This is a genomic window from Kitasatospora sp. NPDC034035 (assembly GCF_055575755.1).
Genome location: NZ_JBVISA010000015.1, coordinates 198648 through 224223 on the forward strand (window position 1 = coordinate 198648; position 25576 = coordinate 224223).

The 25576-nt window shown below is 72.5% G+C and carries 24 protein-coding genes; 16 read left to right on the forward strand and 8 right to left on the reverse strand.

Going from position 1 to position 25576, the window contains the following annotated elements:
* Window positions 1-7: 7 nt before the first annotated feature.
* From ACZ52J_RS22645 to ACZ52J_RS22660, 4 genes are read right to left on the reverse strand one after another with little or no spacing between them, the layout of a single operon-like run.
* A complete protein-coding gene (locus ACZ52J_RS22645; RefSeq protein ID WP_465621146.1) occupies window positions 8-1405 on the reverse strand; it encodes a metallopeptidase TldD-related protein in 1398 nt (465 codons plus the stop codon).
* Entirely contained in the window at window positions 1405-2967 is a 1563-nt protein-coding gene (locus ACZ52J_RS22650) for a TldD/PmbA family protein (protein WP_465621148.1), read from the reverse strand. The genes ACZ52J_RS22645 and ACZ52J_RS22650 overlap by 1 nt, the downstream gene beginning before the upstream one ends.
* 58 nt (window positions 2968-3025) lie before the next feature.
* Window positions 3026-3175: a hypothetical protein gene (locus ACZ52J_RS22655; RefSeq protein ID WP_465621150.1), complete on the reverse strand. Its 150-nt coding sequence runs from the start codon at window positions 3173-3175 to the stop codon at window positions 3026-3028.
* A gap of 21 nt (window positions 3176-3196) precedes the next feature.
* A complete protein-coding gene (locus tag ACZ52J_RS22660) occupies window positions 3197-4342 on the reverse strand; it encodes an MBL fold metallo-hydrolase (protein ID WP_465621152.1) in 1146 nt (381 codons plus the stop codon).
* Window positions 4343-4657: 315 nt separating this feature from the next.
* Between ACZ52J_RS22660 and fabG the strand changes: the two genes are divergently transcribed.
* The gene (gene fabG / locus ACZ52J_RS22665; protein ID WP_360499684.1) at window positions 4658-5377 is read left to right on the forward strand and encodes a 3-oxoacyl-[acyl-carrier-protein] reductase; all 720 of its coding nucleotides are present in this window, start codon (window positions 4658-4660) and stop codon (window positions 5375-5377) included.
* A gap of 2 nt (window positions 5378-5379) precedes the next feature.
* Window positions 5380-6147, forward strand: coding sequence for an enoyl-ACP reductase FabI (gene fabI, locus ACZ52J_RS22670; RefSeq protein WP_360499686.1), 768 nt, complete (start codon window positions 5380-5382; stop codon window positions 6145-6147).
* Window positions 6148-6300: 153 nt separating this feature from the next.
* On the opposite strand, the gene ACZ52J_RS22675 is transcribed toward fabI, so the two are convergent.
* Complete coding sequence (locus tag ACZ52J_RS22675; RefSeq protein ID WP_360499688.1) at window positions 6301-6975, reverse strand: FadR/GntR family transcriptional regulator; 675 nt, start codon at window positions 6973-6975, stop codon at window positions 6301-6303.
* A 124-nt stretch (window positions 6976-7099) separates the two neighbouring features.
* Here ACZ52J_RS22675 and ACZ52J_RS22680 point away from each other — a divergent pair, with 124 nt between their 5' ends.
* From ACZ52J_RS22680 to ACZ52J_RS22690, 3 genes are all read left to right on the forward strand, one after another.
* Window positions 7100-8398, forward strand: coding sequence for a CynX/NimT family MFS transporter (locus tag ACZ52J_RS22680; protein WP_465621155.1), 1299 nt, complete (start codon window positions 7100-7102; stop codon window positions 8396-8398).
* An 86-nt stretch (window positions 8399-8484) separates the two neighbouring features.
* The gene (locus ACZ52J_RS22685; protein ID WP_465621157.1) at window positions 8485-8607 is read left to right on the forward strand and encodes an SGM_5486 family transporter-associated protein; all 123 of its coding nucleotides are present in this window, start codon (window positions 8485-8487) and stop codon (window positions 8605-8607) included.
* A 155-nt stretch (window positions 8608-8762) separates the two neighbouring features.
* Window positions 8763-9293 carry a SixA phosphatase family protein gene (locus ACZ52J_RS22690; protein ID WP_360499694.1) on the forward strand — a complete coding sequence of 177 codons (531 nt, stop codon included), beginning with the start codon at window positions 8763-8765 and terminating at the stop codon, window positions 9291-9293.
* A gap of 151 nt (window positions 9294-9444) precedes the next feature.
* Here the strand turns inward: ACZ52J_RS22690 and serB are convergent, their stop codons facing one another.
* Entirely contained in the window at window positions 9445-10707 is a 1263-nt protein-coding gene (gene serB, locus ACZ52J_RS22695) for a phosphoserine phosphatase SerB (protein ID WP_465621159.1), read from the reverse strand.
* 223 nt (window positions 10708-10930) lie between these two features.
* Here serB and ACZ52J_RS22700 point away from each other — a divergent pair, with 223 nt between their 5' ends.
* From ACZ52J_RS22700 to ACZ52J_RS22710, 3 genes are all read left to right on the forward strand, one after another.
* Complete coding sequence (locus ACZ52J_RS22700; protein WP_465621161.1) at window positions 10931-13528, forward strand: FHA domain-containing protein; 2598 nt, start codon at window positions 10931-10933, stop codon at window positions 13526-13528.
* A gap of 268 nt (window positions 13529-13796) precedes the next feature.
* Window positions 13797-14894 (forward strand): GAF domain-containing sensor histidine kinase, encoded by a 1098-nt coding sequence (locus ACZ52J_RS22705; protein WP_465621186.1) that lies wholly within the window; start codon window positions 13797-13799, stop codon window positions 14892-14894.
* Window positions 14887-15555 carry a response regulator transcription factor gene (locus ACZ52J_RS22710; RefSeq protein WP_360499700.1) on the forward strand — a complete coding sequence of 223 codons (669 nt, stop codon included), beginning with the start codon at window positions 14887-14889 and terminating at the stop codon, window positions 15553-15555. Before ACZ52J_RS22705 ends, ACZ52J_RS22710 begins: the two co-directional genes overlap by 8 nt.
* Window positions 15556-15660: 105 nt before the next feature.
* Here the strand turns inward: ACZ52J_RS22710 and ACZ52J_RS22715 are convergent, their stop codons facing one another.
* On the reverse strand, window positions 15661-16464 hold the full coding sequence (locus ACZ52J_RS22715; protein ID WP_465621164.1) for a hypothetical protein: 804 nt from the start codon (window positions 16462-16464) through the stop codon (window positions 15661-15663).
* A gap of 151 nt (window positions 16465-16615) precedes the next feature.
* On the opposite strand from ACZ52J_RS22715, the gene ACZ52J_RS22720 reads away from it, so the two are divergent.
* The 7 genes from ACZ52J_RS22720 (at window position 16616) to ACZ52J_RS22750 (ending at window position 22955) form a co-directional block, all read left to right on the forward strand.
* Window positions 16616-17407 (forward strand): ABC transporter ATP-binding protein, encoded by a 792-nt coding sequence (locus ACZ52J_RS22720; RefSeq protein WP_360499704.1) that lies wholly within the window; start codon window positions 16616-16618, stop codon window positions 17405-17407.
* 164 nt (window positions 17408-17571) lie between these two features.
* A complete protein-coding gene (locus tag ACZ52J_RS22725) occupies window positions 17572-17994 on the forward strand; it encodes an NfeD family protein (RefSeq protein WP_360499706.1) in 423 nt (140 codons plus the stop codon).
* A gap of 10 nt (window positions 17995-18004) precedes the next feature.
* Complete coding sequence (locus ACZ52J_RS22730) at window positions 18005-19054, forward strand: SPFH domain-containing protein (RefSeq protein WP_360499708.1); 1050 nt, start codon at window positions 18005-18007, stop codon at window positions 19052-19054.
* A 266-nt stretch (window positions 19055-19320) separates the two neighbouring features.
* On the forward strand, window positions 19321-20079 hold the full coding sequence (locus tag ACZ52J_RS22735; protein ID WP_465621167.1) for a sulfite exporter TauE/SafE family protein: 759 nt from the start codon (window positions 19321-19323) through the stop codon (window positions 20077-20079).
* A 59-nt stretch (window positions 20080-20138) separates the two neighbouring features.
* Window positions 20139-20318, forward strand: coding sequence for a DUF1272 domain-containing protein (locus tag ACZ52J_RS22740; RefSeq protein ID WP_360499740.1), 180 nt, complete (start codon window positions 20139-20141; stop codon window positions 20316-20318).
* A 69-nt stretch (window positions 20319-20387) separates the two neighbouring features.
* Window positions 20388-20693: a 4a-hydroxytetrahydrobiopterin dehydratase gene (locus ACZ52J_RS22745; RefSeq protein ID WP_360499712.1), complete on the forward strand. Its 306-nt coding sequence runs from the start codon at window positions 20388-20390 to the stop codon at window positions 20691-20693.
* Between the two features lie 114 nt (window positions 20694-20807).
* On the forward strand, window positions 20808-22955 hold the full coding sequence (locus ACZ52J_RS22750) for an outer membrane protein assembly factor BamB family protein (protein WP_465621169.1): 2148 nt from the start codon (window positions 20808-20810) through the stop codon (window positions 22953-22955).
* A gap of 77 nt (window positions 22956-23032) precedes the next feature.
* Here the strand turns inward: ACZ52J_RS22750 and ACZ52J_RS22755 are convergent, their stop codons facing one another.
* Window positions 23033-23563 carry an HNH endonuclease gene (locus ACZ52J_RS22755; protein WP_360499716.1) on the reverse strand — a complete coding sequence of 177 codons (531 nt, stop codon included), beginning with the start codon at window positions 23561-23563 and terminating at the stop codon, window positions 23033-23035.
* A 293-nt stretch (window positions 23564-23856) separates the two neighbouring features.
* Between ACZ52J_RS22755 and tyrS the strand changes: the two genes are divergently transcribed.
* Entirely contained in the window at window positions 23857-25125 is a 1269-nt protein-coding gene (gene tyrS, locus ACZ52J_RS22760) for a tyrosine--tRNA ligase (RefSeq protein ID WP_465621188.1), read from the forward strand.
* Window positions 25126-25576: the final 451 nt, after the last annotated feature.

The following is a 25576-nucleotide window of genomic DNA, read 5'->3' on the forward strand; positions in this document are numbered from 1 at the left end:
CCAGCGGCTAAGAGGCCTGGCTGACCGAACTCATGTTGAAGTCCGCGACACGCACGGGTGGCATCGCGGCGCGGGTGAAGTCGTCGCTCCACTCGCGGGGCAGGCAGCGTTCGGTGCGGCCCACCTCGGTGATCCGGTCGAGCAGGTCCACCGGGGACTCGTTGAACCGGAAGTTGTTGACCGCGCCGACGACCTCGCCGTTCTCCACCAGGTAGACGCCGTCCCGGGTGAGGCCGGTGAGCAGCAGCGTCGCCGGGTCCACCTCCCGGATGTACCAGAGGCAGGTGAGCAGCAGGCCGCGCTCGGTGCGGGCGATCATCTCGTCCAGGGTCGGCGCCGACTCCTGGCCGGCCGTCTCCAGGACGAGGTTGTCGATGGCCGGGCGCACCGGAAGTCCGGTGAGGCCGGCCGAGTGGCGGCTGGTGACCAGCTCGTTCAGCACGCCCTCGCGGATCCACTCGGTGGCGGCGAGCGGGTCGCCGTTGTCGAAGACCGAGACGTCCCCGCCGGTGGAGTGGGTGAGCACGAACGGCGGGGCCTGCAGACCGGGTTCCCGCGGGTCGGAGCGCAGCGTGAGCGGCAGGCCGCTGAGCTTGTCGCCGATCCGGGTGCCCCCGCCGGGCTTGGAGAAGACCGTCCGGCCCTCGTGGGCGTCGCGGCCGCCGCAGCACCAGCTGAGGTAGACCATCAGGTCGGCGACGGCCGAGGGCGGCAGCAGCGTCTCGTAGCGGCCGGCCGGCAGGTCCACCTTGCGGGCGCCCCAACCGAGGCGCTTGGTCAGCTCGGTGTGCAGGGCGGTGACGTCGATGTCGGTGAAGTCCCGGGTGGCGGCGCCGACCCAGGCCGAGCCGGACAGGTCGGCGGTCTTGGCGTTGAACTCGACCATGCCGGTGGGCTGGTCGTGGCGCAGCCGCAGGCCGGTGGAGGTGCCCAGGTAGCTGGAGGTCAGCTCGTAGCGGGCGAAGCCGTACAGCAGCTCGCCCTGGGCGGCGGCGCGGGCGAAGGCCTCGCCGAGGGCCGGGCCGAAGGCGTCGAAGACCGCGATCGAGGTCTCGGCGGGCGGCTCGGTGAAGTCCGGGGAGGCGGGCCGGTCGGTGACCAGGGGCTGGGCGTCCTCGGCCGGGCCGGCCGCGCGGGCGGCCTCCTCGGCGGCCCGCACCAGGTCCTCGACGTCCTCCGGGGTGACGGCCTCGCGGGAGACCACGCCGGAGGCGGTGCCCTCGGCGCCGGCCACGGTGGCGATCACGGTCAGCCGGCGGCCGCGGGTGACGCCGTTGGTGGTCAGGGCGTTGCCGGCCCAGCGCAGGTTGGCGGTGGAGTCCTCGTCGGCGATCACCACGCAGCCGTCGGCGCGGGAGAGGCCGAGCGCCAGCTCGACGAGTTCGTGGGGCTGCATCGCGGTCATCAGTGACCCGCCTCCTGCTGGGTGTTGAGCACGTTGACGTTCCGGAACAGCGCCGACGGGCAGCCGTGGCTGACGGCCGCGATCTGGCCGGGCTGCGCCTTGCCGCAGTTGAAGGCGCCGCCGAGCACGTAGGTCTGCGGGCCGCCGACCGCCGCCATCGAGCCCCAGAAGTCGGTGGTGGTGGCCTGGTACGCGAAGTCCTTGACCTGGCCGGCGAGTTCGCCGTTCTTGATGGCGTAGGCGCGTTGCCCCGTGAACTGGAAGTTGTAGCGCTGCATGTCGATCGACCAGGAGCGGTCGCCGACGATGTACAGGCCGTTCTCCACCCCGGCGAACAGGCCCTCGGTGTCCGGGCCGTCGGCGGCGGGCCGGAGTGAGACGTTGGCCATCCGCTGCACCGGGACGTGCGCCGGGGAGTCCGCGAAGGCGCAGCCGTTGGAGCGCTCGAAGCCCTTCAACTTGGCCATGCCGCGGTCCAGTTGGTAACCGACCAGGATGCCGTCCCTGACCAGGTCCCAGGACTGGGTGGCGACGCCCTCGTCGTCGTAGCCGATGGTGGACAGGCCGTGCTCGGCGGTGCGGTCGCCGGTGACGTGCATCAGGTCGGAGCCGTACTCGAGGGTGCCGAGCCGGTCGAAGGTGGCGAAGGAGGTGCCGGCGTAGGCGGCCTCGTAGCCGAGCGCGCGGTCCAGCTCGGTGGCGTGGCCGATCGACTCGTGGATGGTCAGCCAGAGGTTGGACGGGTCGAGGACCAGGTCGTAGCGGCCGGCCTCGACGCTCGGGGCCTTCATCTTCTCGGCCAGCAGGACGGGCAGTTCGGCGAGTTCGGCGTCCCAGTCCCAGCCGGTGCCCGTCACGTACTCGTAGCCGCGGCCGACCGGCGGGGCCAGGGTGCACATCGAGTCGAAGGCGCCGGTGCGCTCGTCGACCGAGGTGGCCTCCAGGTCGGCGTGGAGCCGGATCCGCTGCTGGGTCGTCATGGTGCCCGCGGTGTCCGCGTAGAACTTGTTCTCCTGGACGGTCAGCAGGGCCGCCCGGACGTGCGAGACGCCCTCGGCGGCCAGCAGCCGGGAGCTCCGCTCGGCGAGCAGCGCGGTCTTCTCCGCGTCCGGCACCTCGAAGGGGTTCACCTCGTACGAGGAGACCCAGGTGACGTCCCGGTGGACCGGCTCGTCGGCCAGCTCGACCCGCTCGGCGGAGCCGGCCGCCCGGCTGATCCCGCCCGAGAGGCGGGCCACCGCGACGGCCTGCTCGGCGACCTTCGCCGCCGAGGCGGTGGTGAGGTCCACGCCGGCGGCGAAGCCCCAGGCGCCGTCCAGCAGGACCCGGACGGCGAAGCCCAGCTGCACGCTGTCGGAGGTGCCGGCCGGCCGGGCGTCGCGCAGCCGCCAGGAGGCGCTGCGGATCCGCTCCAGACGGAAGTCGGCGTGGCTCGCGCCGAGCTCGCGGGCCCGGGTGAGGGCGGCGTCGGCGAGGGTGCGCAGCGGCAGGGCGAGGAACAGCGGGTCGACGGCGCGCCCGTGCGGCGCGCCGGCACGATCGGCCGGAGGGATCGGAGGCAATCGGGCTCCCAGGTCGCGGAGGGTGGCGGTGCGGCGCCACAGGGGCGCCCGCACCGCATCATTTCCCGTCCACCGGGTTTCCGGCCAGCGCATTTCGCCCGGTGCGCTGCGGTTTCCGCCCGTACGGTCCGTCGGCAGCGGCCGTCCTGAGGGCGGTGGTGAGGGCGGTGGTGAGGGCGGTCGTGAAGGCCGCCCTGAGGGCCGTCATGAGAGCCGTCCGGGGGAGGCGTCAGCCGACGGACTCCCACCAGCCGTCGAGCTCCGGCGGGTTGTCGACGTCCACCCGCTCGCCGGGACGCGGCACGGCCAGCGGGACGGCGTGCTCCTTGGCCTCCTTCACCAGCCGCTCGACCGGCTCGGCCCACCGGTGCAGGCCGAGGTTGAAGGTGCACCAGTGGACGGGCACCAGCAGGCCGGCCGTCAGGTCCCGGTGGGCGAGGACGGCGTCCTCGGGGGTCATGTGGATGTCCGACCAGGCCTCGTCGTAGGCGCCGATCTGGACCAGCGCGGCGTCGAAGGGGCCGTGCTGCTCGCCGATCCGGGCGTAGCCCTCGAAGTAGCCGGAGTCGCCGGTGTAGAAGACCTTGCGGTTCGGGCCGGCGATCACCCAGGAGCCCCAGAGGGTGGTGTTGCGGGTCAGGCCGCGGCCGGAGAAGTGGTGCGCGGCGGTCAGGGTGAGCACCAGCTCGCCCAGGTTGCAGGTCTCGTCCCAGTCCAGCTCGATGATCCGGTGCTCCGGGACGCCCCAGCGGCGCAGGTGGGAACCGATGCCGAGCGGCACCGCGAAGGGCGCGGACTGGCTGCGCACCAGGCGCTTGACCGTCGCCATGTCCAGGTGGTCGTAGTGGTCGTGCGAGATCAGCACCGCGTCGACCGGCGGCAGCTCCTCCAGCTCGACCGGCACCGGGTGCAGCCGCTTGGGGCCGACGTGCGCGGCGGGGGAGCAGCGGTCGCTCCAGATCGGGTCGAGGAGCACCCGGAAGCCCTCGATCTCCACCAGCGCGGAGGCGTGCCCGTACCAGGTGATCTCCACGCCTTCGGCGGCCGGACCTGGCGGGGTGGCCGGACGGACGGTCGGCACCGGGTGGGCGGGGACGCGGCCCTCGCGCTCGAAGAGCATCCGGCGGGCGGTGGCGCCGTCGAAACCGGGGGCGCCGGCGGTGCGGGCGAGCGTGGAGGGCGCGTTGTGGAAGACGCCGTCGCGGTACTGCGGGGAGTTGCGCACCCGCTCCTCGCGCTCGCCGTCCGGCCGCCGCCCGAACGCCGCGGGCAGGTCGCGCAGCGACCAGGCGGCCGCGCCCAGGCCGGCCGCCAGGGCGGTGAGGGCCAGCAGTCGTCCGCGTCGGGGGGTGTTCCCGGGCCGTGCCTTGGTCATCCGCTCTGCCTTCGTCGCTCGCCGGGATGGTCGGGGGGGAACGGTACCGCCCGCCCCGGGCCGGTCCGTACCACGGGGGCAACGGGTGCGCCCGCCCGTGTTGTTCCCGCACAGTCGCCCCGATCCGGGCAGCGCCCGGGCCTGGGGCGGTGTCGCCGGGCCCGGCCGTGGTGGCGGGCGTGGTTGTCGGATTGCGACAGTTCCTTCGGTGCGGCGCTGTGGGAGCCCGATGCGCCGCCGCCGCCGACCGCCCGATAGCGTCACACTGCGTACGCATTCCGATGTACGCGCTCACACATGGAGAGAGGTGGATCGTTGAGCCGCTCGGTTCTCGTCACCGGAGGAAACCGGGGCATCGGCCTCGCGATCGCCCAGGCCTTCGCCGAAGCAGGCGACAAGGTGGCCATCACCAGCCGCTCGGGTGAGGTGCCCGAAGCCCTGGTGAAGTACGACGTCCTCGCGGTCCGCTGCGACATCACGGACGCCGCGCAGGTCGACGCCGCCTTCACGGAGATCGAGCAGAAGCACGGCGCGGTCGAGGTGCTGGTCGCCAACGCGGGCATCACCAACGACACCCTGCTGCTGCGCATGTCGGAGGAGGACTTCACCTCCGTCGTGGACACCAACCTGACCGGCACCTTCCGGGTGGTCAAGCGCGCCTCCAAGCTGATGATGCGCGCCAAGAAGGGCCGCGTCGTGCTGATCTCCTCCGTGGTGGGCCTGTCCGGCTCGCCGGGCCAGGCCAACTACGCCGCCTCGAAGGCCGGCCTGGTGGGCTTCGCCCGGTCGCTGGCGCGCGAACTCGGCCCGCGCAACATCACCGTCAACGTGGTCGCCCCCGGCTTCGTCGACACCGACATGACCGCCGTGCTCAGTGACGAGCGCCGCGCGGAGATCGTCGCGGGCGTGCCGCTGGGCCGCTACGCGGCGCCCGCCGAGGTCGCCTCCACCGTGCGGTTCCTCGGGTCGGACGAGGCCGCGTACATCACTGGAGCCGTCATTCCCGTCGACGGCGGATTGGGCATGGGTCACTGATCATGAGTGGAATCCTCGAAGGCAAGCGGATCCTGATCACCGGCGTGCTGATGGAGTCCTCCATCGCGTTCCACACCGCCAAGCTCGCGCAGGAGCAGGGCGCGGAGATCATCCTCACCGCCTTCCCGCGCCCGAGCCTGACCGAGCGGATCGCCAAGAAGCTGCCGAAGCCGGTCAAGGTGCTGTCGCTGGACGTGTCCAGCCCCGAGGACCTGGCGGGCATCGCCGACCAGGTCCGCGAGCACCTGCCGACCCTGGACGGCATCGTCCACTCGATCGGCTTCGCCCCGCAGGACGCCCTGGGCGGCAACTTCCTGGACACCCCGTGGGAGTCCGTGGCCACCGCCATGCACGTCTCGGCGTACTCGCTGAAGTCGCTGACCATGGCGCTGCTGCCGCTGATGCAGGACGGCGGCTCGGTGGTCGGCCTGACCTTCGACGCGCAGTTCGCCTGGCCGCAGTACGACTGGATGGGCCCGGCCAAGGCCGCCCTGGAGTCGACCAGCCGCTACATGGCGCGCTACCTGGGCCCGCGCGACATCCGCTGCAACCTGGTCTCGGCCGGCCCGCTCGGCTCGATGGCCGCCAAGTCCATCCCGGGCTTCGGCGACCTGGCCGACACCTGGAACCACCGCTCCCCGCTGAAGTGGGACATGAGCGACCCGGAGCCGACCGGCCGCGCCGTCGTCGCGCTGCTGTCGGACTGGTTCCCGAAGACCACCGGCGAGATCATCCACGTCGACGGCGGAGTGCACGCCATCGGCGCCTGACGACGCTCCGCCCGTACGCCGCTGCCCGGCACCCCTCCCGTGGGGGTGCCGGGCAGCGGCGTTCCGTCCTGCCGGGGGCTCACGGCGTCACGCCCGGGGCCTCAGGCCTCGGCCGTCGGCCGGGGCCTCACGTCTCGGGCGTCGGCCGGAGCCTCACGTCTCGGCCGTCGCGCAGGCGCCGATGGCGCGGCCGGCCTCGACCGAGGCGCGCTGGGCGTCGCCGGCCCGGATGGCGTCCAGGATGGTGTCGTGGCCGATGTAGCGCTCGGCGATCAGCTCCGGGCCGACGTCGTGCCGCAGGTGGGCGCGGGTGACCTCGCCGAGGTCGGCGTAGACGGCGAGCAGCACGTCGTTGTGGGCGGCGGCCACCACGGCCTGGTGGAAGGCGGCGTCGGCCTGGATGAAGTCCTCGGCGTCGCCGGAGTGCCAGGCGCCCTCCCGGCGGGCCAGCGCGCCGTCCAGCAGCTCCAGGTCGCGCTCGGTGCGGCGCTGGGCGGCCAGGCCGGCCGCCGAGGTCTCCAGCGCCGCCCGCAGCTCGGCGACCTGCGCCTGGTCGGCGTCGGCGAAGCGGCGGTGCATCACCCCGGCCAGCTCGCTGGTGGCCAGCACGTACGTGCCGGAGCCCTGCCGGATGTCGAGCAGGCCGTTGTGGGCGAGGGCGCGGACGGCCTCGCGCACGGTGTTGCGGGCGACGCCCAGCTGCTCGACCAGGGCGGCCTCGGTGGGGATGCGCGAGCCGACCGGCCACTCCCCGGACGTGATCTGGGCGCGCAGCTGCGCGATCACCTGGTCGGACAGCGGGGTGCGCCTCGGCGAGGACAGCGCCACGGTGACTCCTTGCGACTACGGCTCGGGTGGGGCCTGGGTGGAATGTGGCCGGTGGATGAACGGTCGGCACATCATGCCAATTCCGAGGTGCATCAATTCATCCCATCATTCTATGATGGCGCACATGCCCGCAGCAGAGACCACCGCTTCCCCGCGGAACGAGGCCAGGCCGCAGACCGAGCGGCCCGCCGACTCCGCCCCCTCCACCTCCTCCGCCACGTACCTGGGCTGGCTGTTCGCCGTCGCGATCGCCGCCGCCGCCTTCAACCTGCGCCCCGTCGTCACCAGCCTCGGGCCGCTGCTCGACCAGGTCCGCACCGGCCTCGGGATGAACCCGACCCTCGCCGGGCTGCTCACCGCCGTCCCGTCGCTGTGCTTCGGGCTGTTCGGCTTCGCCGCCCCGGCGGCGGCCCGCAGGATCGGCCCGATCGCGGTCGTCACGGCCGGCATGGCCGCCATCACCGCGGGCGTGCTGGCCCGCTCCTTCGCCGGCGGCACCGCGGTGTTCCTGCTGCTGACCGCGCTCGCCCTGGCCGGCGTGGCGGTCTCCAACGTGCTGCTCCCGGTGGTGATCAAGCGGTACTTCCCCGAGAAGGTCGGCCCGATGATCGGCCTGTACTCGATGGCGCTGTCGGCCGGCACCGCGCTGGCCGCCGCCGTCACCGTGCCGCTGACCAGCACCCTCGGCGGCGACTGGCGCTACGGCCTGGGCGTCTGGGCCGCGCTCGCCGCGCTCGCCCTGGTGCTGTGGCTGCCGCTGCTGATCGCCAAGCGCGAGCGCGGCGAGCGGGCGGGGGGCACCGCCGCCCCGGTCAAGCTGCCGATCACCCGCAGCCGTACCGCCTGGGCGCTGGCCTGCTTCTTCGGCCTCCAGGCCACCGGCGCGTACGTGGTGATGGGCTGGCTGCCGAAGATCTTCCAGGACTCGGGCATCGACAAGGGCACCTCCGGGGTGCTGCTCGCGGTCACCATGGTGATCGGCGTGCCGGTCTCCTTCGTGCTGCCCAACCTGGCCGCCCGCCGCGGCGACCAGCGGCTGTTCGTGGTGGTGCTGGCCTCCTGCGGCATCGCCGGGTACGCCGGGCTGGCGCTGGCCCCGGCCGGCGCGCCGTGGGTCTGGGCCGTCCTGGTCGGCCTGTCCAACTGCGCCTTCCCCCTGGTGCTGACCATGATCGGGCTGCGCGCCCGGACGGCGGGCGGGGTGGCCCAGCTGTCCGCCTTCGCCCAGGGCGTCGGCTACCTGATCTCCATCCCCGGCCCGATCCTGATCGGCCGGATCTACCAGGTCACCGGCGAGTGGTACTGGCCGCTGGGCTTCCTGGCGCTGCTGCTGGTGCCGCAGATGCTGTTCGGCCTGCGGGCCGCGCGGGCCCGGCACATCGAGGACGAGGCGGTCCGCCCGGCGGAGCCGGTCAGGGCCTGACCGAGAAGGCCCGGGCCGGTCAAGGCCTGACCAAGAAGGCGGGGCCAGCGAGGGACGGGCGTGTTCGGGATGGGAGGATTCCCGACATGCCCGTTCTTGACCCGAACCCGACCGACGGCCGCAAGCAGCTCGGCCGTATCGCCCTGGCCTTCGTCGGCATCGCGGTGCTGGTGGCGGTGATCGCCACCATCGCCAGCTCGATGGGCTGACGGCCGTCCGACCGAAGCCCGCCCCCGTCCGACCCCCGTCCGACCGCCATTCGAAGTCCCGGTGAACGGGGCATGATGGCGCCCGACACCCGACGGAGTGGCAGCAACCGGGAGCGTCGCGCCGCCGGGCGGCTTTTCTGCCAAGCTTGCTGGGTATGAGCGCCGAAACGCCCCGCAGGATCATCGTTCTCCGCCATGCCAAGGCCGACTGGCCGGACGGCGTGGACGACCACGAGCGGCCGCTGGCCGACCGGGGCCGCCACCAGGCCCCGGAAGCCGGCCGCTGGCTGGTCGATTCCGGCATCAACCCCGAGTACGTGCTCTGCTCCACGGCCCTGCGCGCCCGCGAGACCTGGAAGCTGGCGGTGCACGAGTTGCCCAAGCGGGCCCGCAAGACCGTGTACGAGGACCGGGTCTACGAGGCCCGGCCCGGCGAGATCATCGCCGTCCTCCAGGAGACCCCGGAGGAGTACGCGGACCTGGTGCTGGTCGGCCACAATCCCGGGGTGCTGGGTCTGACCCAGGTGCTGGCCGGTGACGCGGGCGACCGGGACGCGCTGGAGCGGCTGCGCCTCGGCGGGTTCCCGACGGCGGCGATCGCGGTGCTCAGCTTCAGCGGCTCGTGGAAGGGTGTCGAGCCGGGCGTGGCCGAGCTGGTCTCGTACTACACGCCGCCGCAGGACTGATTCCCGGACCGTACGTGAGGGGCGCGCGGATCCGATCCGCGCGCCCCTCACGTACGTCCGTAGGCCCTCCTCGGCGGGCCCCGCTCGGTCGGCCGCTACTCGTCCTCGGTCACTTGCCCTCGACCACTCGTCCTCGGTTACGTGCCCTCGGTCAGTTGTCCTCGGTCGGGGTGCCGTGCAGCGCGTCGGCGGCCTCGACCTCCTCGCGGGTGATGCCCAGCAGGTAGAGCACGGTGTCCAGGAACGGCACGTTCACCGCGGTGTCGGCGGCCTCGCGCACCACCGGCTTGGCGTTGAACGCCACCCCGAGCCCGGCCGCGTTCAGCATGTCCAGGTCGTTGGCGCCGTCGCCGATCGCCACCGTCTGCTCCAGCGGCACCTTCGCCTGCTCGGCGAAGCGGGCCAGCCAGCGGGCCTTGCCGGCCCGGTCCACGATCTCGCCGACCACCCGGCCGGTGAACTTGCCGTCCACCACCTCCAGGGTGTTGGCCGCCGCGAAGTCCAGCCCCAGCTGCTCCACCAGGTGGTCGGTGACCTGGGTGAACCCGCCGGAGACCACCGCGACCTGGAAGCCGAGGCGCTGCAGCGTACGGATCAGGGTGCGCGCGCCCGGCGTGAAGCGGACCTCCGCGCGGACCTTCTCCGTCACCGAGGCGTCCAGCCCGGCCAGCAGCGCCACCCGGGCGTGCAGCGACTCGGCGAAGTCCAGCTCGCCGCGCATCGCCGCCGCCGTCACCTCGGCGACCTGCTCCTCGCAGCCCGCGTGGGCGGCGAACAGCTCGATCACCTCGTCCTGGATGAGCGTGGAGTCGACGTCCATGACCACCAGGCGCTTGGCCCGGCGCTCCAGCCCGGACGCGACCACCGCGACGTCCACCCGCTGGGTGGCCGCCTCCTGGGCCAGCTCGGCCCGCAACTCCTCGGTGGCCACACCGGAGACGGCCAGCTCGACCGCCGTCACCGGGTACTTGGCGAGCCGGAAGACCCGGTCGATGTTGCCGCCCGCCGCGGTGATCCGGGAGGTCAGCGCGGAGACGGCGGCGGCGGTCAGCGGGTGACCGAGCACCGTGACGTGCGAACGGCCCTCGCGGCGCGGCCGGTTGTCGCCGATACCGGAGAGGATCTCGGCCTGGAGCTTCTGCTCGTCCGCCCAGCGGTGGACGGTGGCCCGCAGTCCGCCCTCGGCGTCGGGCGTGGTGGGCGGGGTGACCAGGGCGCACAGCGTGATGCGGCCACGGGTCACGACCTGCTCGATGTCGATGACGTCGACGCCGAAGCCGGCCAACGTCGCGAAGAGGCCGGCGGTGATGCCGGGGCGGTCTTTGCCGAACACCTTGACGAGCAGGGTGCGCTCGTCCGCGGTCCGGGGCTGGGCGGCGGGGAGGGGCTCAGCGGCCAGGGGCGATGCGTTCATGGTGCCTCCCACGCTACCCGTCGGCCGGTGGCCCGAGACCACCTGTCCACCCCGCGGGACGCCGCGGGCCCGCGCTCCGGTAGCAGCCTGGTCACAGTCACCCGGGGCGACTTTCATCGGCGGTCGGCGGGCTGGAATGATGCCCACCGTCAGTCACAGGAACAGCGCACCCCCGGCCGGGGGCCACAATTCGGGGGAACCGAGAGAGCGGGGCAGGCGAGCAGTGCCGCAACTCGTCATTGAGATCAACGGACAGCAGCGGACTCTGGAGCCCGGGCGGTCCTACACCATCGGGCGCAACCCGCAGTCGGACTTCCCGTTCGACGACGCCAGGGTCTCCTGGCACCACGGGACCATCAGCTTCAACGGCAGCGGTTGGCAGCTGGAGGACCACGGCAGCACCAACGGCACGTACGTGGCCGGCGCCCGCACCATGCACGCCCAGCTGTTCCCCGGAGCCGTCGTCAATCTCGGCAACCCGGAGAACGGCCCCCGGCTCGGCTTCTCCGCGCCCGCGCACGCCGCCGCCCCGCACGCCACGCCGATGCACGAGGCCGCCACCAGCCGCGGCCCGGTGCCGCAGCCCCAGCAGCCGGGCTGGCAGCAGCAGGACCCGTACCAGCAGCCGCAGCAGCAGGCCTGGGCGGGTCAGCCGCAGGCCCAGCAGCCGTTCCCGCAGCAGCAGTACGCGCCGCCGGCCCAGCAGGGCGGCTTCCCGCAGCAGCAGGGCTTCCCGGACCAGGGGTTCCCGCAGGACCAGGGCTTCCCGCCGCCGCAGCACGGCGCCGGCGGCGGCCCGCAGCCGACCGTCATCCGCAGCCTGACGTCGGCCATGAACACGATCCGGATCGGTCGCGCGCTCGACAACGACATCGTGGTGTCCGACCTCCAGGTCTCCCGCCACCACGCCGAGCTGCGCCAGCTCCCGGACGGCCGCTACGAGATCGTCGACCTCGGCAGCCACAACGGCATCTTCCTCAACGGCCAGCGGGTGCAGCGTCAGCTGATGGGCCCGCAGGACCGGCTGACCGTCGGCCACTCCGGCTTCGTGCTGGTCGGCGACCAGCTGCAGGAGTTCGTCGACACCGGCGCGGTCTCCTTCTCCGCCCGCCACCTGACCGTCGAGGTCGAGCACAAGGGCGCCAAGAAGATCCTGCTCGACGACGTCAGCTTCGGCGTCCCGGAGAAGTCCCTGGTCGCGGTCATCGGCCCGTCCGGCTCCGGCAAGTCCACGCTGCTGCGCGCCCTCACCGGCTACCGCCCCGCCGACCGCGGCGAGGTGCTGTACGACGGGCGCAACCTCTACAAGCAGTTCGCCGAACTCCGCTCGCGCATCGGCCTGGTGCCGCAGTCCGAGATCCTGCACCGCGAACTCACCGTCCGCAGCGGCCTCAAGTACGCGGCCCGGCTGCGCTTCCCCGGCGACACCGAGGCCAGCGAGCGTGCGGCCCGGATCGACGAGGTGCTGTACGAGCTGCGCCTGGACAAGCGCGCCGACAACAAGATCACCGCGCTCTCCGGCGGCCAGCAGAAGCGCGTCTCGGTCGCCCTGGAGCTGCTCACCAAGCCGTCGCTGATCTTCCTGGACGAGCCCACCTCGGGCCTCGACCCGGGCATGGACCGCGAGGTCATGCAGATGCTGCGCGGCCTCGCCGACGACGGCCGCACCATCCTGGTCGTCACCCACTCGGTGGCCGAACTCGCGCTCTGCGACCGGCTGCTGGTGATGGCGCCGGGCGGTGCGGTGGCCTACTTCGGCCCGCCGGACGAGGCGCTGCACTTCTTCGGGTACGAGACCTGGGCGGACGTCTTCCAGGCCTTCGAGAACTACCCGGAGCACGACTGGGCCGGCCGCTACCGCGGCTCGGTGCACTACCAGCAGTACTCCGCCCCCACCGTCGACGCCGGCGAGGTGCAGCACGTGCAGGTGGCCCAGGAGGCCATCAAGCCGCCGAAGCCGCAGAGCTGGGGCTCCCAGCTGTGGACGCTGATGCGGCGCTACATGTCCGTGCTCGCCTCGGACCGCGGCTTCCTCGCACTGTCGGTGCTGCTGCCCGCGGTCATCGGCGCGGTCAGTGTGCTGATCCCCAACGAACCGGGGCTCGCGCCCAACCCGAAGACGCAGCTCCACCTCAACAGCGGCGCCGCGACGATCATGCTGATCCTGGCGATCGGCGCCTGCTTCTCCGGAGCGGCCAACTCGGTCCGCGAGTTGATCAAGGAACGGGCGATCTACGAGCGAGAACGAGCCACCGGGCTCTCCCGCTCGGCGTACATGATGTCCAAGATCATCGTGCTGGGCTTCTTCAGCGTGATCCAGGGCGCCATCATCTCCGCCGTCGGCTTCCTGCCGCGCAAGCTGCCCGAGCACGGCCTGCTCGTCAAGAACCTGCCGCTCATCGAGATGACCGTCGGCATGATCCTGCTGAGCTTCGCCGCGATGATGTTCGGCCTGATGATCTCCGCACTGGTGAAGACCGCCGAGAAGACCATGCCGCTGCTGGTCATGTTCGCCATCGTCCAGGTCGTCTTCACCGGCTGCCTCTTCCAGATCTTCAGCAAGCCCGGCCTGGAACAGGTCGCCTGGCTGATGCCGGCCCGCTGGGGAACCGGCATCGTCTCCACCACGCTCGACCTGTCCCAGCTCATGGGCCCCTGGAACAAGGACTTCCAGCACCCGAACTACGACCCGCTCTGGAAGCACTCGGTCGCCCAGTGGGCGATCGACGCGAGCGTGCTGATCGTGATCTCGGTCCTCATCGGCATCCTCGTCACCCGGCTCCAGCGCCGGCACGAGCCCGAGGTCATGCAGAAGGGCTGAGCCCCTTCCGAACCGCCGAGGGGCGGCCTTCCCGAACGGGAGGGCCGCCCCTCGGCCTTTGTGGACCCGGCGGCGTTGTGGGCCCAGCGGCCTAGGTCCTCGGACCTGCGTCCGGCGCGGCCGCAGGCGGACGCGAGCGCCCCGGCGGCGGCGGTAGTTTGGCGGTATGCCCAGCACCACCGGAGACCACCTGGCCCACCAGGGCCCGCTGCCCGCCTGCGACCCCTGCCTGTCCGGGATCGAGACCGTCAGCCAGGCCCTGCTCGCCATGAACCGGCACCTGGAGGTCCGCGAGGTGCTGCGCCGCATCACGGCCTCCGCCCGGGAACTGCTCGGCGCCGAGTACGCGGCCCTGGGCGTGCCCGACGACCACGGCGGATTCGCCCAGTTCGTGGTCGACGGCGTCACCGACGAGCAGTGGCGGGCGATCGGCCCGCTGCCCCGCCAGCACGGCGTGCTCGCCGCGATGCTGCACGAGACCGGCCCCATCCGCCTCGCCGACGTCCGCCAGGCACCCTCCTTCGGCGGCTGGCCCTCCGCACACCCCGAGATGGGCGCCTTCCTCGGCATGCCGATCCTGGACACCGACGCGGCCGAGGACGAGTTGCAGGTGATGGGCGTCATCTTCCTCGCCAACAAGCGCGGCGGCGGCCTGTTCACCGACCACGACGAGGAACTGCTGCGGATCCTCGCCGCGCACGCCGCCCTCGCCCTGTCCAACGCCCGGCTGTACGAGCGCAGTCGTGAACTCACCCTGGCCGGGGAGCGCGCCCGGATCGCGCACGACCTGCACGACGCCGTCTCGCAGAAGCTCTTCTCACTGCGCCTCACCGCCAAGGCCGCCGCCAAGCTCGTCGACCGCGACCCGGCCCGGGCCCGCGCCGAGCTCGCCGAGGTCGCCCGGCTGGCCGCCGAGGCCGCCGACGAACTGCGCGCCGTCGTCGTCGAGTTGCGCCCGGCCGCGTTGGAGGAGGACGGTCTGAGCGCCACCCTCGCCTCCCAGGTGCAGGTCCTCGACCGCGCGCACACCGCCGACGTCGCCTTCGCCGCCGACGGTGTCCGCGCCCTGCCGCCCGCCCAGGAGGCCGCACTGCTGAGGGTCGCCCAGGAGGCGCTGCACAACGCGCTGCGGCACTCCGGCGCCGGCCGGGTCACCGTCACCCTGGCCGGGACGCCCGCGCGCGGCGCGGTGCTGCGGGTGCGTGACGACGGGCGCGGCTTCGACCCCGAATCCGTCCGCCGGGCCGGCCGCCACCTCGGCCTGGCCTCGATGCGCGACCGCGCGGCCGCCGTCGGCGGCACGCTCACCCTGGAGTCGGCCCCCGGCCGGGGGACGCTCGTCGAGATGGAGGTCCCCGGTGCCTGAGAGCACACCGTCGATCCGTGTCCTGCTGGTCGACGACCACCAGGTGGTCCGGCGCGGGCTGCGCACCTTCCTGGAGGTCCAGGACGACATCGAGGTGGTCGGGGAGGCCGCCGACGGGGCGGAGGGCGTCGAGCGGGCCCGCGAACTCGATCCCGACGTCGTCCTGATGGACCTCAAGATGCCCGGCGTCGACGGGATCGAGGCGCTGCGCACGCTCAAGGGCGAGGGCAGCCGGGCCCGGATCCTGATCGTCACCAGCTTCACCGAGCACCGCACGATGGTCCCCGCGTTGCGGGCCGGCGCCGCCGGGTACGTCTACAAGGACGTGGACCCGGAGGCCCTGGCCGGAGCGATCCGCTCGGTGCACGCCGGCCATGTGCTGCTCCAGCCGGAGCTGGCCGAGGCGCTGCTCTCCGACGAGGGCCCGCGCGCGCCGCAGGGCCGCGGCGGCACCCTCACCGAACGCGAGCGCGAGGTGCTCGGCCACATCGCCGACGGCCGCTCCAACCGGGAGATCGCGCGCAGCCTGCACCTGTCGGAGAAGACGGTGAAGACCCATGTCTCCAACATCCTGATGAAGCTGGACCTGGCCGACCGCACCCAGGCTGCGCTCTGGGCCGTCCGAAACGGCGAGGCCCGGGAGGGCGCTCGCGGCGCCTGACGGACGGCGCATGGGGGTCCGACGGGCCGACGCCCCGGGCGCACGGGGGCGTCCCGTGCGCGGGGGTCGGATTCCGGCCAGGTACGAGGGCGGTCCCGCGAGCCCTCAGCGGGCCTCGCGCTCGTCCGCGAGGGCGTTGTAGGCGGCCACCTGGGCCCGCCGGGCGGTGCGCCACAGAGGGGCCAGGACGGACTGCCGCGCGGCCATCTCGGAGGCACTGACGGCCGCCCCGTGCCCGCCGGAGGCGATCGACAGCAGGGCGGCCACCTGGCGGGCCGACTCCAGCACCCGGACGGCGCGCGGCGGGTAGCCGGGCGCGAGCAGCTCGGCGTGCCCGCGCCGGCGGTACGCCTCCAGGGCGCGCAGCGCCTCCGGCCCGGCGCCGGCCACGTCCAGCCGGGCGAGCAGCACGGTCGCCTCGCGCAGCCCGTCCGCCAGCTCGCGCTCGGCCTCCTGCAGCGACGGCACGTCCGCCGGCGGCGCGTCGTTCACCTCGGAGCAGCGCCACAGCACGGTCGCCGAGCGGTCCCCGGCCGGGCCGAACACCTCGACCTCCGGCACCAGCCCGAGCGGCACCCCCACCGCCAGGACGGCCTCGCCCACGGCCATGGCGCGCCCGTTGAACGGTGCCGGGCCGGTCAGCCCCAGCGGGTGCCCGGCCGAGGGCAGCGCGAGGCGCAGGCCCCGCACCCCCAGCACCCGCAGTCGGCCCAGCGCCCAGGTCAGCCCGTGCTGCTCGCCCGGCTCGTCCCCGGGCAGCCCGGTCACCCGGTGGCTCTCGTCGGCGCCCAGCACGGCCGCGGCGGCGTTGTCGGGCGGCACCAGGCCCGCCAGCAGGGCGTTGCCCCAGGCGGCCAGCCGCCCCGAACGGGGCTCTTCGTACGGATTGTCGGGAGGAGTCGCGAGCATCCGGCCAGCCTACGGAATCGGCGGTCATCCGCGTGGCGTAGGTTTGCCCATGCGTGTGCGGCGCACCCACCCCGTGCCCACCGGCTGCCGGGGTCGGGCGTGCCGCCCGCACCGACGGCCGAGAATCTTGTTTTTTGGGGAAGGCGTAGGCATGAGCGACGTGCTGGAGCTGGTGGACGTATCCGTGGTCCGGGAGGGGCGCGCGCTGGTCGACCAGGTCTCGTGGTCCATCTCCGAGGGTGAGCGCTGGGTCATCCTGGGCCCGAACGGCGCCGGCAAGACCACCCTGCTGCAGATCGCCTCCTCGTACCTGTTCCCGACCTCGGGCAAGGTCAGCGTGCTGGGCGAGAAGCTGGGCGAGATCGACGTCTTCGAGCTGCGCTCCCGGATCGGCCTGGCCGGCGCCGCCATGTTCGACAAGCTGCCGGCCGAGCAGACCGTGCTGCAGACCGTGCTGACCGCGGCCTACGGCATGACGGTCAGCTGGCAGGAGAGCTACGAGCAGTCGGACGAGTCCCGCGCCCTCGCGCTGCTCGACCGCCTCGGCATGGCCGGCCTCACCGACCGCAAGTTCGGCACCCTCTCCGAGGGCGAGCGCAAGCGCACCCTGATCGCCCGCGCCCTGATGACCGACCCCGAGCTGCTGCTGCTCGACGAGCCCGCGGCCGGCCTGGACCTCGGCGGCCGCGAGGACCTGGTCCGCCGGCTCGGCGCGCTCGCCCAGGACGAGTTCGCCCCGGCCATGGCGATGGTCACCCACCACGTCGAGGAGATCGCCCCGGGCTTCACCCACGTCCTGATGATCCGCCAGGGCAAGGTGCTCACGGCCGGCCCGATCGACACCGAGCTGACCGCCCGTAACCTCTCCAAGTGCTTCGGGCTGCCGCTCACCCTGGAGCGCCACGGCGACCGCTGGTCGGCCCAGGGCCTGCCGCTGGGCTGAGGCCCCGTCCGGCCAGATCCTCCGCCCTGTCTCGGCCCGTCCTTCGCCCGTCCTTCGCCCGTCTCGGGGAGGCTGCCGGAACCGGTCGCACGTGCGACCGGTTTCCGCCCCTCGACCTGCGGGAACTGTCCGCCTCGAAGGCCTTCGCTCCCTAGGATGGACGTGTGGACAGCTGGATCTGGTGGCTCCTGGCCGCCGCAGGGCTCGGCATACCGCTGGTTCTCACCGCGATGCCGGAGTTCGCCATGTTCGCGGTCGGAGCGCTCGCCGCCGCGGGCGTGGCCGGACTGGGCGGGGGAGTGGTCCTGGAGACCATCACATTCCTCGTGGTCTCGGTCGCGCTCGTGGTCTTCGTGCGCCCGATCGCCTACCGGCAGCTGCAGAAGGGCCCGCAGGTCAAGATGGGCATCGAGGCGCTGCACGGCGCCACCGCGGTCGTCGCGGAAACAGTCGACGGGGAAGGCGGCCGGATCAAGCTGAACGGCGAGATCTGGTCGGCCCGCGCGCTCCACCCGGACCAGGTGTACCAGCCCGGGCAGCAGGTCGACGTCGTCGAAATCCAGGGCGCGACCGCCCTGGTCGTCTAGGGGAGAGTCCGTGGAACCCGTCCTTATCGTCCTGGTCGTCCTGGTCGTGGTGGCCTTCATCGCGCTGATCAAGACGATTCAGGTCATCCCACAGGCCAGCGCGGCGATCGTGGAGCGCTTCGGCCGCTACACCCGGACGCTCAACGCGGGGCTGAACATCGTCGTCCCGTTCATCGACCGCGTCCGCAACCGGATCGACCTGCGCGAGCAGGTCGTGCCGTTCCCGCCGCAGCCGGTGATCACCCAGGACAACCTGGTCGTCAACATCGACACCGTCATCTACTACCAGGTGACCGACCCGCGAGCGGCCACCTACGAGGTCGCCAGCTACATCCAGGCCATCGAGCAGCTGACCGTCACCACGCTGCGCAACATCATCGGCTCGATGGACCTGGAGTCCACCCTGACCTCCCGCGAGGTCATCAACGCCGGTCTGCGCGGCGTCCTGGACGAGGCCACCGGCAAGTGGGGCATCCGGGTCAACCGCGTCGAGCTGAAGGCGATCGAGCCGCCGACCTCCATCCAGGACTCGATGGAGAAGCAGATGCGCGCCGACCGGGACAAGCGCGCCGCGATCCTCACCGCCGAGGGCCAGCGCCAGGCGCAGATCCTCAAGGCCGAGGGTGAGAAGCAGGCGGACGTGCTCAGGGCCGAGGGTGAGGCGCAGGCCGCGGTGCTGCGCGCCGACGGTGAGGCGGCCGCGATCCGGACGGTCTTCGAGGCCATCCACGACGGCGACGCCGACCAGAAGCTGCTCGCCTACCAGTACCTGCAGACCCTGCCCGAGCTGGCCAAGGGCGACTCCAACAAGCTCTGGATCATCCCCAGCGAGGTCGGCGACGCGCTCAAGGGCCTCGGCGGCGCCTTCACCGGCCTGACCGGCAACGGCGGCGGGGCCAACGGCGGCGCCGTCGCGGTGCCGAGCGTCCCGAAGGGCGCCCCGGCCACCCAGGTGCCGATCGACCCGGCGTCCGGGCCGCGGCCGGTGGACACCGAGAAGGGTGCCGCCCGTCCCCGGGTGGACCCGACCCGGGAGTACCCCAAGATCGACCCGGAGTGACCGGAGTGACCGGAGTGACCGGAGTGACCGGAGTGACCGGAGTGACCGGAGTGAGCCGACCCTGAGTGAGCGGCTGGGCTGTGCTTCGCCGAGGGCCCGCGGCCGTACGTCTCCCGTACGGCGGCGGGCCCTCGGGCTTTCGTGGCGCTTTTCGTGGCGCCGCTCGTGACGGTGTGGCGTACGTCCCGAATCGTGGGCGGCCCTGGTCGGGCGGGAGGGCGGTCCGGCATGATCCTCTCGGACAGGACCGAGAGGAGAGGTGACCCATGACGCTCTGGGAGGCGATCGCCGTCCTGGTGGCCGGGGTCGGAGCCGGGATGATCAATGTGATCGTCGGCTCCGGTACCCTGATCACCTTCCCGGTCCTGCTCGCCGTCGGCATCCCGCCGGTCACCGCCAACGTCTCCAACTCCTTCGGCCTGGTGCCCGGTTCGCTCAGCGGCGTGATCGGCTACCGCCGCGAACTCGCCGACCAGGGACGCCGGGTGCTGCGCCTGGGCACCGCCTCGCTGCTCGGCGGGCTGCTCGGCGCGCTGCTGCTGATCAAGCTGCCGAGCGGGGCCTTCGACGCGATCGTCCCGGTGCTGATCCTGCTCGCGCTCGTCCTGGTGGTGATCCAGCCCAAGGTGGCCAAGGCCGTCGCCGCCCGCCGCCGGCCCGGCGGCGACCCGGACGGCGGCCCGGTGCTGCTGGCCGGGGTGTTCCTCACCGGCATCTACGGCGGCTACTTCGGCGCCGCCCAGGGCGTCCTGCTGATGGCGCTGATGGGCATGCTGCTGCAGGAGGAACTGCAGCGGATCAACGCGGTGAAGAACGCCCTGGCGCTGATCGTCAACGCCGTCGCCGCGCTGTTCTTCCTGTTCACCTCGACCGTGAACTGGACGGCGGCCGGGCTGATCGCGGTGGGCTCGCTGGTCGGCGGCCTGGTCGGCGCCAAGGTCGGCCGCCGCCTGCCGCCGACCGCGCTGCGCGGGGTGATCGTGGTGGTCGGCCTCGCGGCCGTCACCAAGCTGCTGCTGGCGTGAGCGAAGCCGCTGCCGAGTCGAACGACCGTCAGACCGTAAGAGAGTCAGAGGAGTACGCCATGGCCCTGGAGATGCGCGAGATCTGTGAGCGCTGCGAGGTGTCGCTGACCGCCGACGGCCCCGCCTCGATATGTTCCTTCGAGTGCACCTTCTGCCCGGACTGCACCGAGGCCATGGCCGCCGGCTGCCCCAACTGCGGCGGCGAGCTGGTGGCCCGTCCGCGCCGGAAGGCTGCCTGACCCCGGCCACCGCGGGGTACTCCGGCGCCCCGGAGCACTCCGGACCGACGACGCAGCAGGAGCGCAGCGATGAGCAGCAGGGCACGGCTGACCGAGGACGAGATCACGGCGGCACTGGCGGCGCTGCCGCACTGGACCCGGGAGGGCGACAGCATCGTCCGTAGCGCCGACGCCCCGGACTTCCCGGCGGGGATCCGGGTGGTCGCCGCCGTCGCCGAGCAGGCCGAGGCGCTCGACCACCACCCCGACATCGACATCCGCTGGCGCACCCTGCGCTTCGTCCTGTCCACCCACAGCGCCGGCGGCCTCACCGGCCTCGACTTCACCCTGGCCGCCCGCATCGACGAGGCCCTGCGCGCCGAGTCCGCGGCCTGACGCTCTCGGGCCGGGCCCGGGAACCCACGTCGAGGGCCCGGGTCGTCCCTCCGGACCGGCGTGAGATGCTGACTGCCGCATCGGCACGCAGGCGGGCTCGGAGGGACGAAACGGATGGCGCAGGAGCCCTTCGGAGACGCCCACACCGGGCAGCAGCCGTGGTACCCCCAGGGGCCTTCGGCCCAGGGCCAGCCGGTCCAGGGCCAGCCGGACTGGCAGGGCGACGGGTTCTACGGGCAGCAGCCGCCGGAGCAGGTGCACTGGCAGCAGCCGCAGCAGCAGGCGGGCTACGGCGTGGCCGGGTACGGGCAGCAGTCGCAGTACGACCAGTCCGGCTACGGGCACGCCGGTTACGACCAGAGCGGCTACGACCAGTCCGGGTACGGGCAGACCGGGTACGGGCAGACCGGGTACGTCGAGGGCGGTTACGTCCAGGGGCAGTACAGCGGCCACGAGCAGTACCAGCCGCTCCCGGAGTACGCGCAGTACCCGCAGTACCCGGACCACGCGCAGTACCCGCAGTACCCGGACCACGCGCAGTCTCCGCAGTACCCCGAGCACGCGCAGTCCCTGCAGTACCCCGACCACGCGCAGCAGCCGTACACGCCGTATGCCGGCGGGCAACAGCCCGCCGGGGAGGGGCTGTACGTCCCGGCGGGGGCCGAGTACTCGGCGGACGGCTATGTGCACCTCGACGAGGCTGAGCCGGAGTCCGCGCCGACCGAGCCGGAGTCCGCGCCGACCGGGCCGACCGGGTCGGAGAAGACCCCGGAGGAAGCCCCGAAGCCTGCGGCCCGGCCCGCCACGCGGTCCCGCGCCGCCGCCCGCCGGGGTGGTGACGGCGGTTCCGGTTCCGGTCCCAAGCCCGCGCCCGGCTCGATATCCGGCTCGGGGGCCGGCTCCTCGTTCTCGGCCAAGGCCCGGCGGGCCGCCGACGCGGTGCTGACCGGGGAGCACGTGCCCAGCCGGAAGGCCCTGCTCGTGCGGGCCGGCGCCGGGGTGGCCGCGCTCGGGGTGCTGGTGGCGGCCGGGCTGATGGTCGGCGCTGAGGGCGGTGGCAGCGCGGCGGCGAGCAGCGGCGGCGAGCCCGGCTTCACGGTGGCGCACTCCCGGGCGTGGTCCGCGCAGCCCGTCGCGGCCGGGCAGCCCGGGGGTGACGACACGCTGGTCGGCAGCTGGCTGCTGACGGACGCGGTGGTCCGGGCCGACGGCTCCGGGGTGCACGCGTACGACCGCGCGGGCGGCAAGCCGACCTGGTCGGTGGAGCCGCCGGCCGCCGGGGCCGTTCCGTGCGGGCTGTCGGCGGGCGTGAACCAGGCGGGCCTGGGCGCGGCGCTGTTCCGTCCGCAGGCGGACCCGAAGAGCCCGTGCGCGCTGGTGGCCGTCGTGGACACCAGGACGGGCAAGACGGCCTGGACCAAGACCCTTTCGGACGCGAAGGGCGCCTACTCCGCGCGGGTCGGCGTCACCGAGGACAAGGTGGTCGCGATCGGCGACGACCACGCGGTGGCCTGGGAGTCGGCGGACGGGAAGGACATCTGGCAGTACACCGGGCAGGGCAAGTTCTGCACGCTCTCCGGCGGCGTCAGCGGCAAGACCGTGCTGGTGGCCTCCTCGTGCGCCGACTCGACGCCCGCCGACCAGGCCGTCGCGCTGAACCTCGCGGACGGCAAGGTCAGCTGGTGGCGGGGGCTGAACAACCAGCCGAAGACGGTGACGGTGCTGTCCGCCGAGCCGGCCGTGGTCCTCACCACCGGCGACAAGCCGAACAACGACCGGGTGTTCGCCTGGGGCACCGCCGGCGACCCGGCCGCCGAGATCCCGGTGGTCACGGACGGCGGCCGGCTGGACGTCGCCCACGGCACCTTCGCGGCCACACCCGAGGTGTTCTTCGAGGGCCGCACGATGGTCACCACCCTGACCCCGGCGAACGGCAGCGGGCCGGCGGCCGCGGTCGGCTACGACCTGGACACCGGCAAGCAGCGTTGGAAGGCCCCGACCACCGCCAAGGGCACCGTCCGGGCGGTCGGTATCGACGGCGGCTCGCTGGTGCTCGCCGCCGACGAACGCCGCGACCAGCCGGCCCACCTCACCCGGTTCCCGTTGGCGGGCGGCGAGGAGGCGGCCGGTGGCAACTTCCCGCCCGGGACCGGCTCGCTGCTGCTCTCCGGGCGGGTGCTGATCGGCGGTGGGCAGGTGGTCGTGGTGCCCGAGCACGCGGCCAACTACGGCACGGCGGCCGGGTACCAGGCGAAGGGCTGAGGCCGCTCGCCGGCACCGGCCGGGTGGCTACGCGGTCGGGGCGGCTACCCGGATGGGGTGGCTACGTGGTCGGGTGGCTACGCGGCCGAAACGGGCAGGCCCGGTACCGGCGGCAGCCAGTCGGCGAGATCCCGCGCCTCCGAGCTGCGCAGACCGAGCGCCAGCATCAGGCTGGCCTGCGGGGTGGGCATGAACGGGCGCCGCAGCAGTTTCATCCCGGCCTGCTCCGGCGTCCGATCCGCCTTGCGCTGGTTGTCCTCCGCGCAGGCGGCCACGGTGTTCAGCCAACTGTCCGCACCACCGCGCGACTTGGGCTGCAGGTGGTCCACCGTGGTGGCCCGCCGCCCGCAGTACGCGCACAGGTGCTGGTCCCGCGCCAGGACACCCCGCCGAGACCACGGGGCCTGTTGTCGGAACGGCACCCGTACGTACCGTTGCAGTCTGATCACCCTCGGGACCGGGACGGCGACGCCCGTCCCCCGGATCGAGCGCAGCGGGTGCGCCTGCTCCACCACCGCCTTGTCCTGGAGCACCAGGACGACGGCGCGCTGGAGCGACACCGTTGTCAGGGGCTCGTAGCTCGCGTTCAGAACCAGCGTGTTGCGCACTCGGCACACCCTTCCCACGGGCGTGCCACGGCGGCACGACCGTCTCCACACACGTCACTGCCGCCGCACGGCGGTGACACCACTCTGAATGGGCGCATGGCCGACGAACAACGGAATTTCCGGTATCGGGGAGGGGCCCGGGGGAGTACGCCGCCAGGCCCGAGGGGGTGCCTCGGGGAAAACTCGCTGGCCGGAACCGCGTAGGCTCTATCAGGCTGGAGTCGTACCGACCCGGGGCCCGACCGCATCGGGCCGCCACCGGGCGGGCGCCCGATAGAAGGAGAAGCGTGACCGTGACGGACATCGTCGACGAGCTGCGGTGGCGGGGGCTGATCGCCCTGTCCACCGACGAGGACGCACTGCGCAAGGCGTTCGCGGACGGCCCGGTCACGTTCTATTGCGGCTTCGACCCGACGGCCCCCAGCCTGCACCTCGGCAACCTCGTGCAGATCCTCACCATGCGCCGCATCCAGCAGGCGGGGAACCTCCCGCTCGGCCTGGTCGGCGGCGCCACGGGCCTGATCGGTGACCCGAAGCCCACCGCCGAGCGCGTGCTCAACGACCCCGAGACGGTGGCCGGCTGGGTGGAGCGCCTGCGCGGCCAGATCTCGCGCTTCCTCGACTTCGAGGGCCCGTACGCGGCGCGCATGGTCAACAACCTGGACTGGACGTCGGGAATGTCGGCGATCAGCCTGCTGCGTGACGTGGGCAAGTACTTCCGGGTCAACAACATGATCGCCAAGGAGGCCGTCGCCCGACGGCTCAACTCCGACGCGGGCATCAGCTACACCGAGTTCAGCTACCAGATCCTCCAGGGCATGGACTACCTGGAGCTGAACCGCCGCTACGGCTGCACCCTGCAGACCGGCGGCAGCGACCAGTGGGGCAACCTGACCGCCGGCACGGACCTGATCCGCAAGGCCGACGGCAAGTCCGTCCACGCGCTGGCCACGCCGCTGATCGTCAAGGCCGACGGTACCAAGTTCGGCAAGACCGAGTCCGGCACCGTCTGGCTCGACCCCGAACTGACCACCCCGTACGCCTTCTACCAGTTCTGGCTGAACGCGGACGACCGGGACGTCTCCAAGTTCCTGCGGATCTTCAGCTTCCGCTCGAAGGAGGAGATCGAGGAGCTGGAGCGCGAGACCACCGAGCGCCCCGCCGCCCGCCTCGCCCAGCGCGCCCTCGCCGAGGAGCTCACCACCCTCGTCCACGGCGCCGAGCAGTACGAGCGCGCGGTCGCCGCGTCCAAGGCGCTGTTCGGCCAGGGCGACCTCGCGGACCTGGAGGCCCCGACCCTGGCGGCCGCCCTGGCCGAGGTCCCGAAGACCGAGACCCCCGAACTCCAGCCGGTGGTCGACCTGTTGGTCGCCGTCGGCCTGTCGCCGAGCCGATCGGCCGCGCGTCGGACGATCAAGGAGGGCGGCGCCTACCTCAACAACGTCAAGGTGACGGACGAGGAGGCAGTGCCGACCGAGGCCGACCTGCTGCACGGCCGCTGGCTGGTACTGCGGCGCGGCAAGCGGAACCTGGCGGCGGCGGAGCTGGTCTCCGCCGGCTGACACGCCGGGCTGACCTGCCTGGCTGAAAGCACACCCACGCTGAGCTGCGGCTTCGAGCATCGAGGGCCGGATCTGGACAGATCCGGCCCTCGACGTTTGACGAGGCCCTCCGGGTGGCCTAGTGTTGAACGAGTCGCTGAAGCGGCCACCCCATTCAGCAAGACCCACTCTCACACCTCACAGCCCATTCACATGGGTTCGTTGGCGTTTTCGTCAACAGGGCGTGAGCGTGAATTTCGAGTAACTCTCGAAATACGCTAAAGTGGTGGACGTCGCGAAAAGCGGCCCCGGCCAGTTCGGGAAATCGGATGAATGAAACTCCGGAAAACGGAGCGGAAAACATCTGGTAAACTGGAAACACGAAAGAACGAAGCCCGGAGGGTCCGCTGGAAGGCGGTCCGAAGGAAGCGTCCGTTCCTTGAGAACTCAACAGCGTGCCAAAAGTCAACGC

Coding starts and splice junctions, on each gene's coding strand:
- ACZ52J_RS22645 (WP_465621146.1), bottom strand. CDS start 1,405: ATGACCGCGATGCAGCCCCACGAACTCGTCGAGCTGGCGCTCGGCCTC.
- ACZ52J_RS22655 (WP_465621150.1), bottom strand. CDS start 3,175: ATGACGGCCCTCAGGGCGGCCTTCACGACCGCCCTCACCACCGCCCTC.
- ACZ52J_RS22660 (WP_465621152.1), bottom strand. CDS start 4,342: ATGACCAAGGCACGGCCCGGGAACACCCCCCGACGCGGACGACTGCTG.
- fabI (WP_360499686.1), top strand. CDS start 5,380: ATGAGTGGAATCCTCGAAGGCAAGCGGATCCTGATCACCGGCGTGCTG.
- ACZ52J_RS22680 (WP_465621155.1), top strand. CDS start 7,100: ATGCCCGCAGCAGAGACCACCGCTTCCCCGCGGAACGAGGCCAGGCCG.
- ACZ52J_RS22685 (WP_465621157.1), top strand. CDS start 8,485: ATGCCCGTTCTTGACCCGAACCCGACCGACGGCCGCAAGCAGCTCGGC.
- ACZ52J_RS22690 (WP_360499694.1), top strand. CDS start 8,763: ATGAGCGCCGAAACGCCCCGCAGGATCATCGTTCTCCGCCATGCCAAG.
- serB (WP_465621159.1), bottom strand. CDS start 10,707: ATGAACGCATCGCCCCTGGCCGCTGAGCCCCTCCCCGCCGCCCAGCCC.
- ACZ52J_RS22705 (WP_465621186.1), top strand. CDS start 13,797: ATGAACCGGCACCTGGAGGTCCGCGAGGTGCTGCGCCGCATCACGGCC.
- ACZ52J_RS22715 (WP_465621164.1), bottom strand. CDS start 16,464: ATGCTCGCGACTCCTCCCGACAATCCGTACGAAGAGCCCCGTTCGGGG.
- ACZ52J_RS22720 (WP_360499704.1), top strand. CDS start 16,616: ATGAGCGACGTGCTGGAGCTGGTGGACGTATCCGTGGTCCGGGAGGGG.
- ACZ52J_RS22735 (WP_465621167.1), top strand. CDS start 19,321: ATGACGCTCTGGGAGGCGATCGCCGTCCTGGTGGCCGGGGTCGGAGCC.
- ACZ52J_RS22740 (WP_360499740.1), top strand. CDS start 20,139: ATGGCCCTGGAGATGCGCGAGATCTGTGAGCGCTGCGAGGTGTCGCTG.
- ACZ52J_RS22745 (WP_360499712.1), top strand. CDS start 20,388: ATGAGCAGCAGGGCACGGCTGACCGAGGACGAGATCACGGCGGCACTG.
- ACZ52J_RS22750 (WP_465621169.1), top strand. CDS start 20,808: ATGGCGCAGGAGCCCTTCGGAGACGCCCACACCGGGCAGCAGCCGTGG.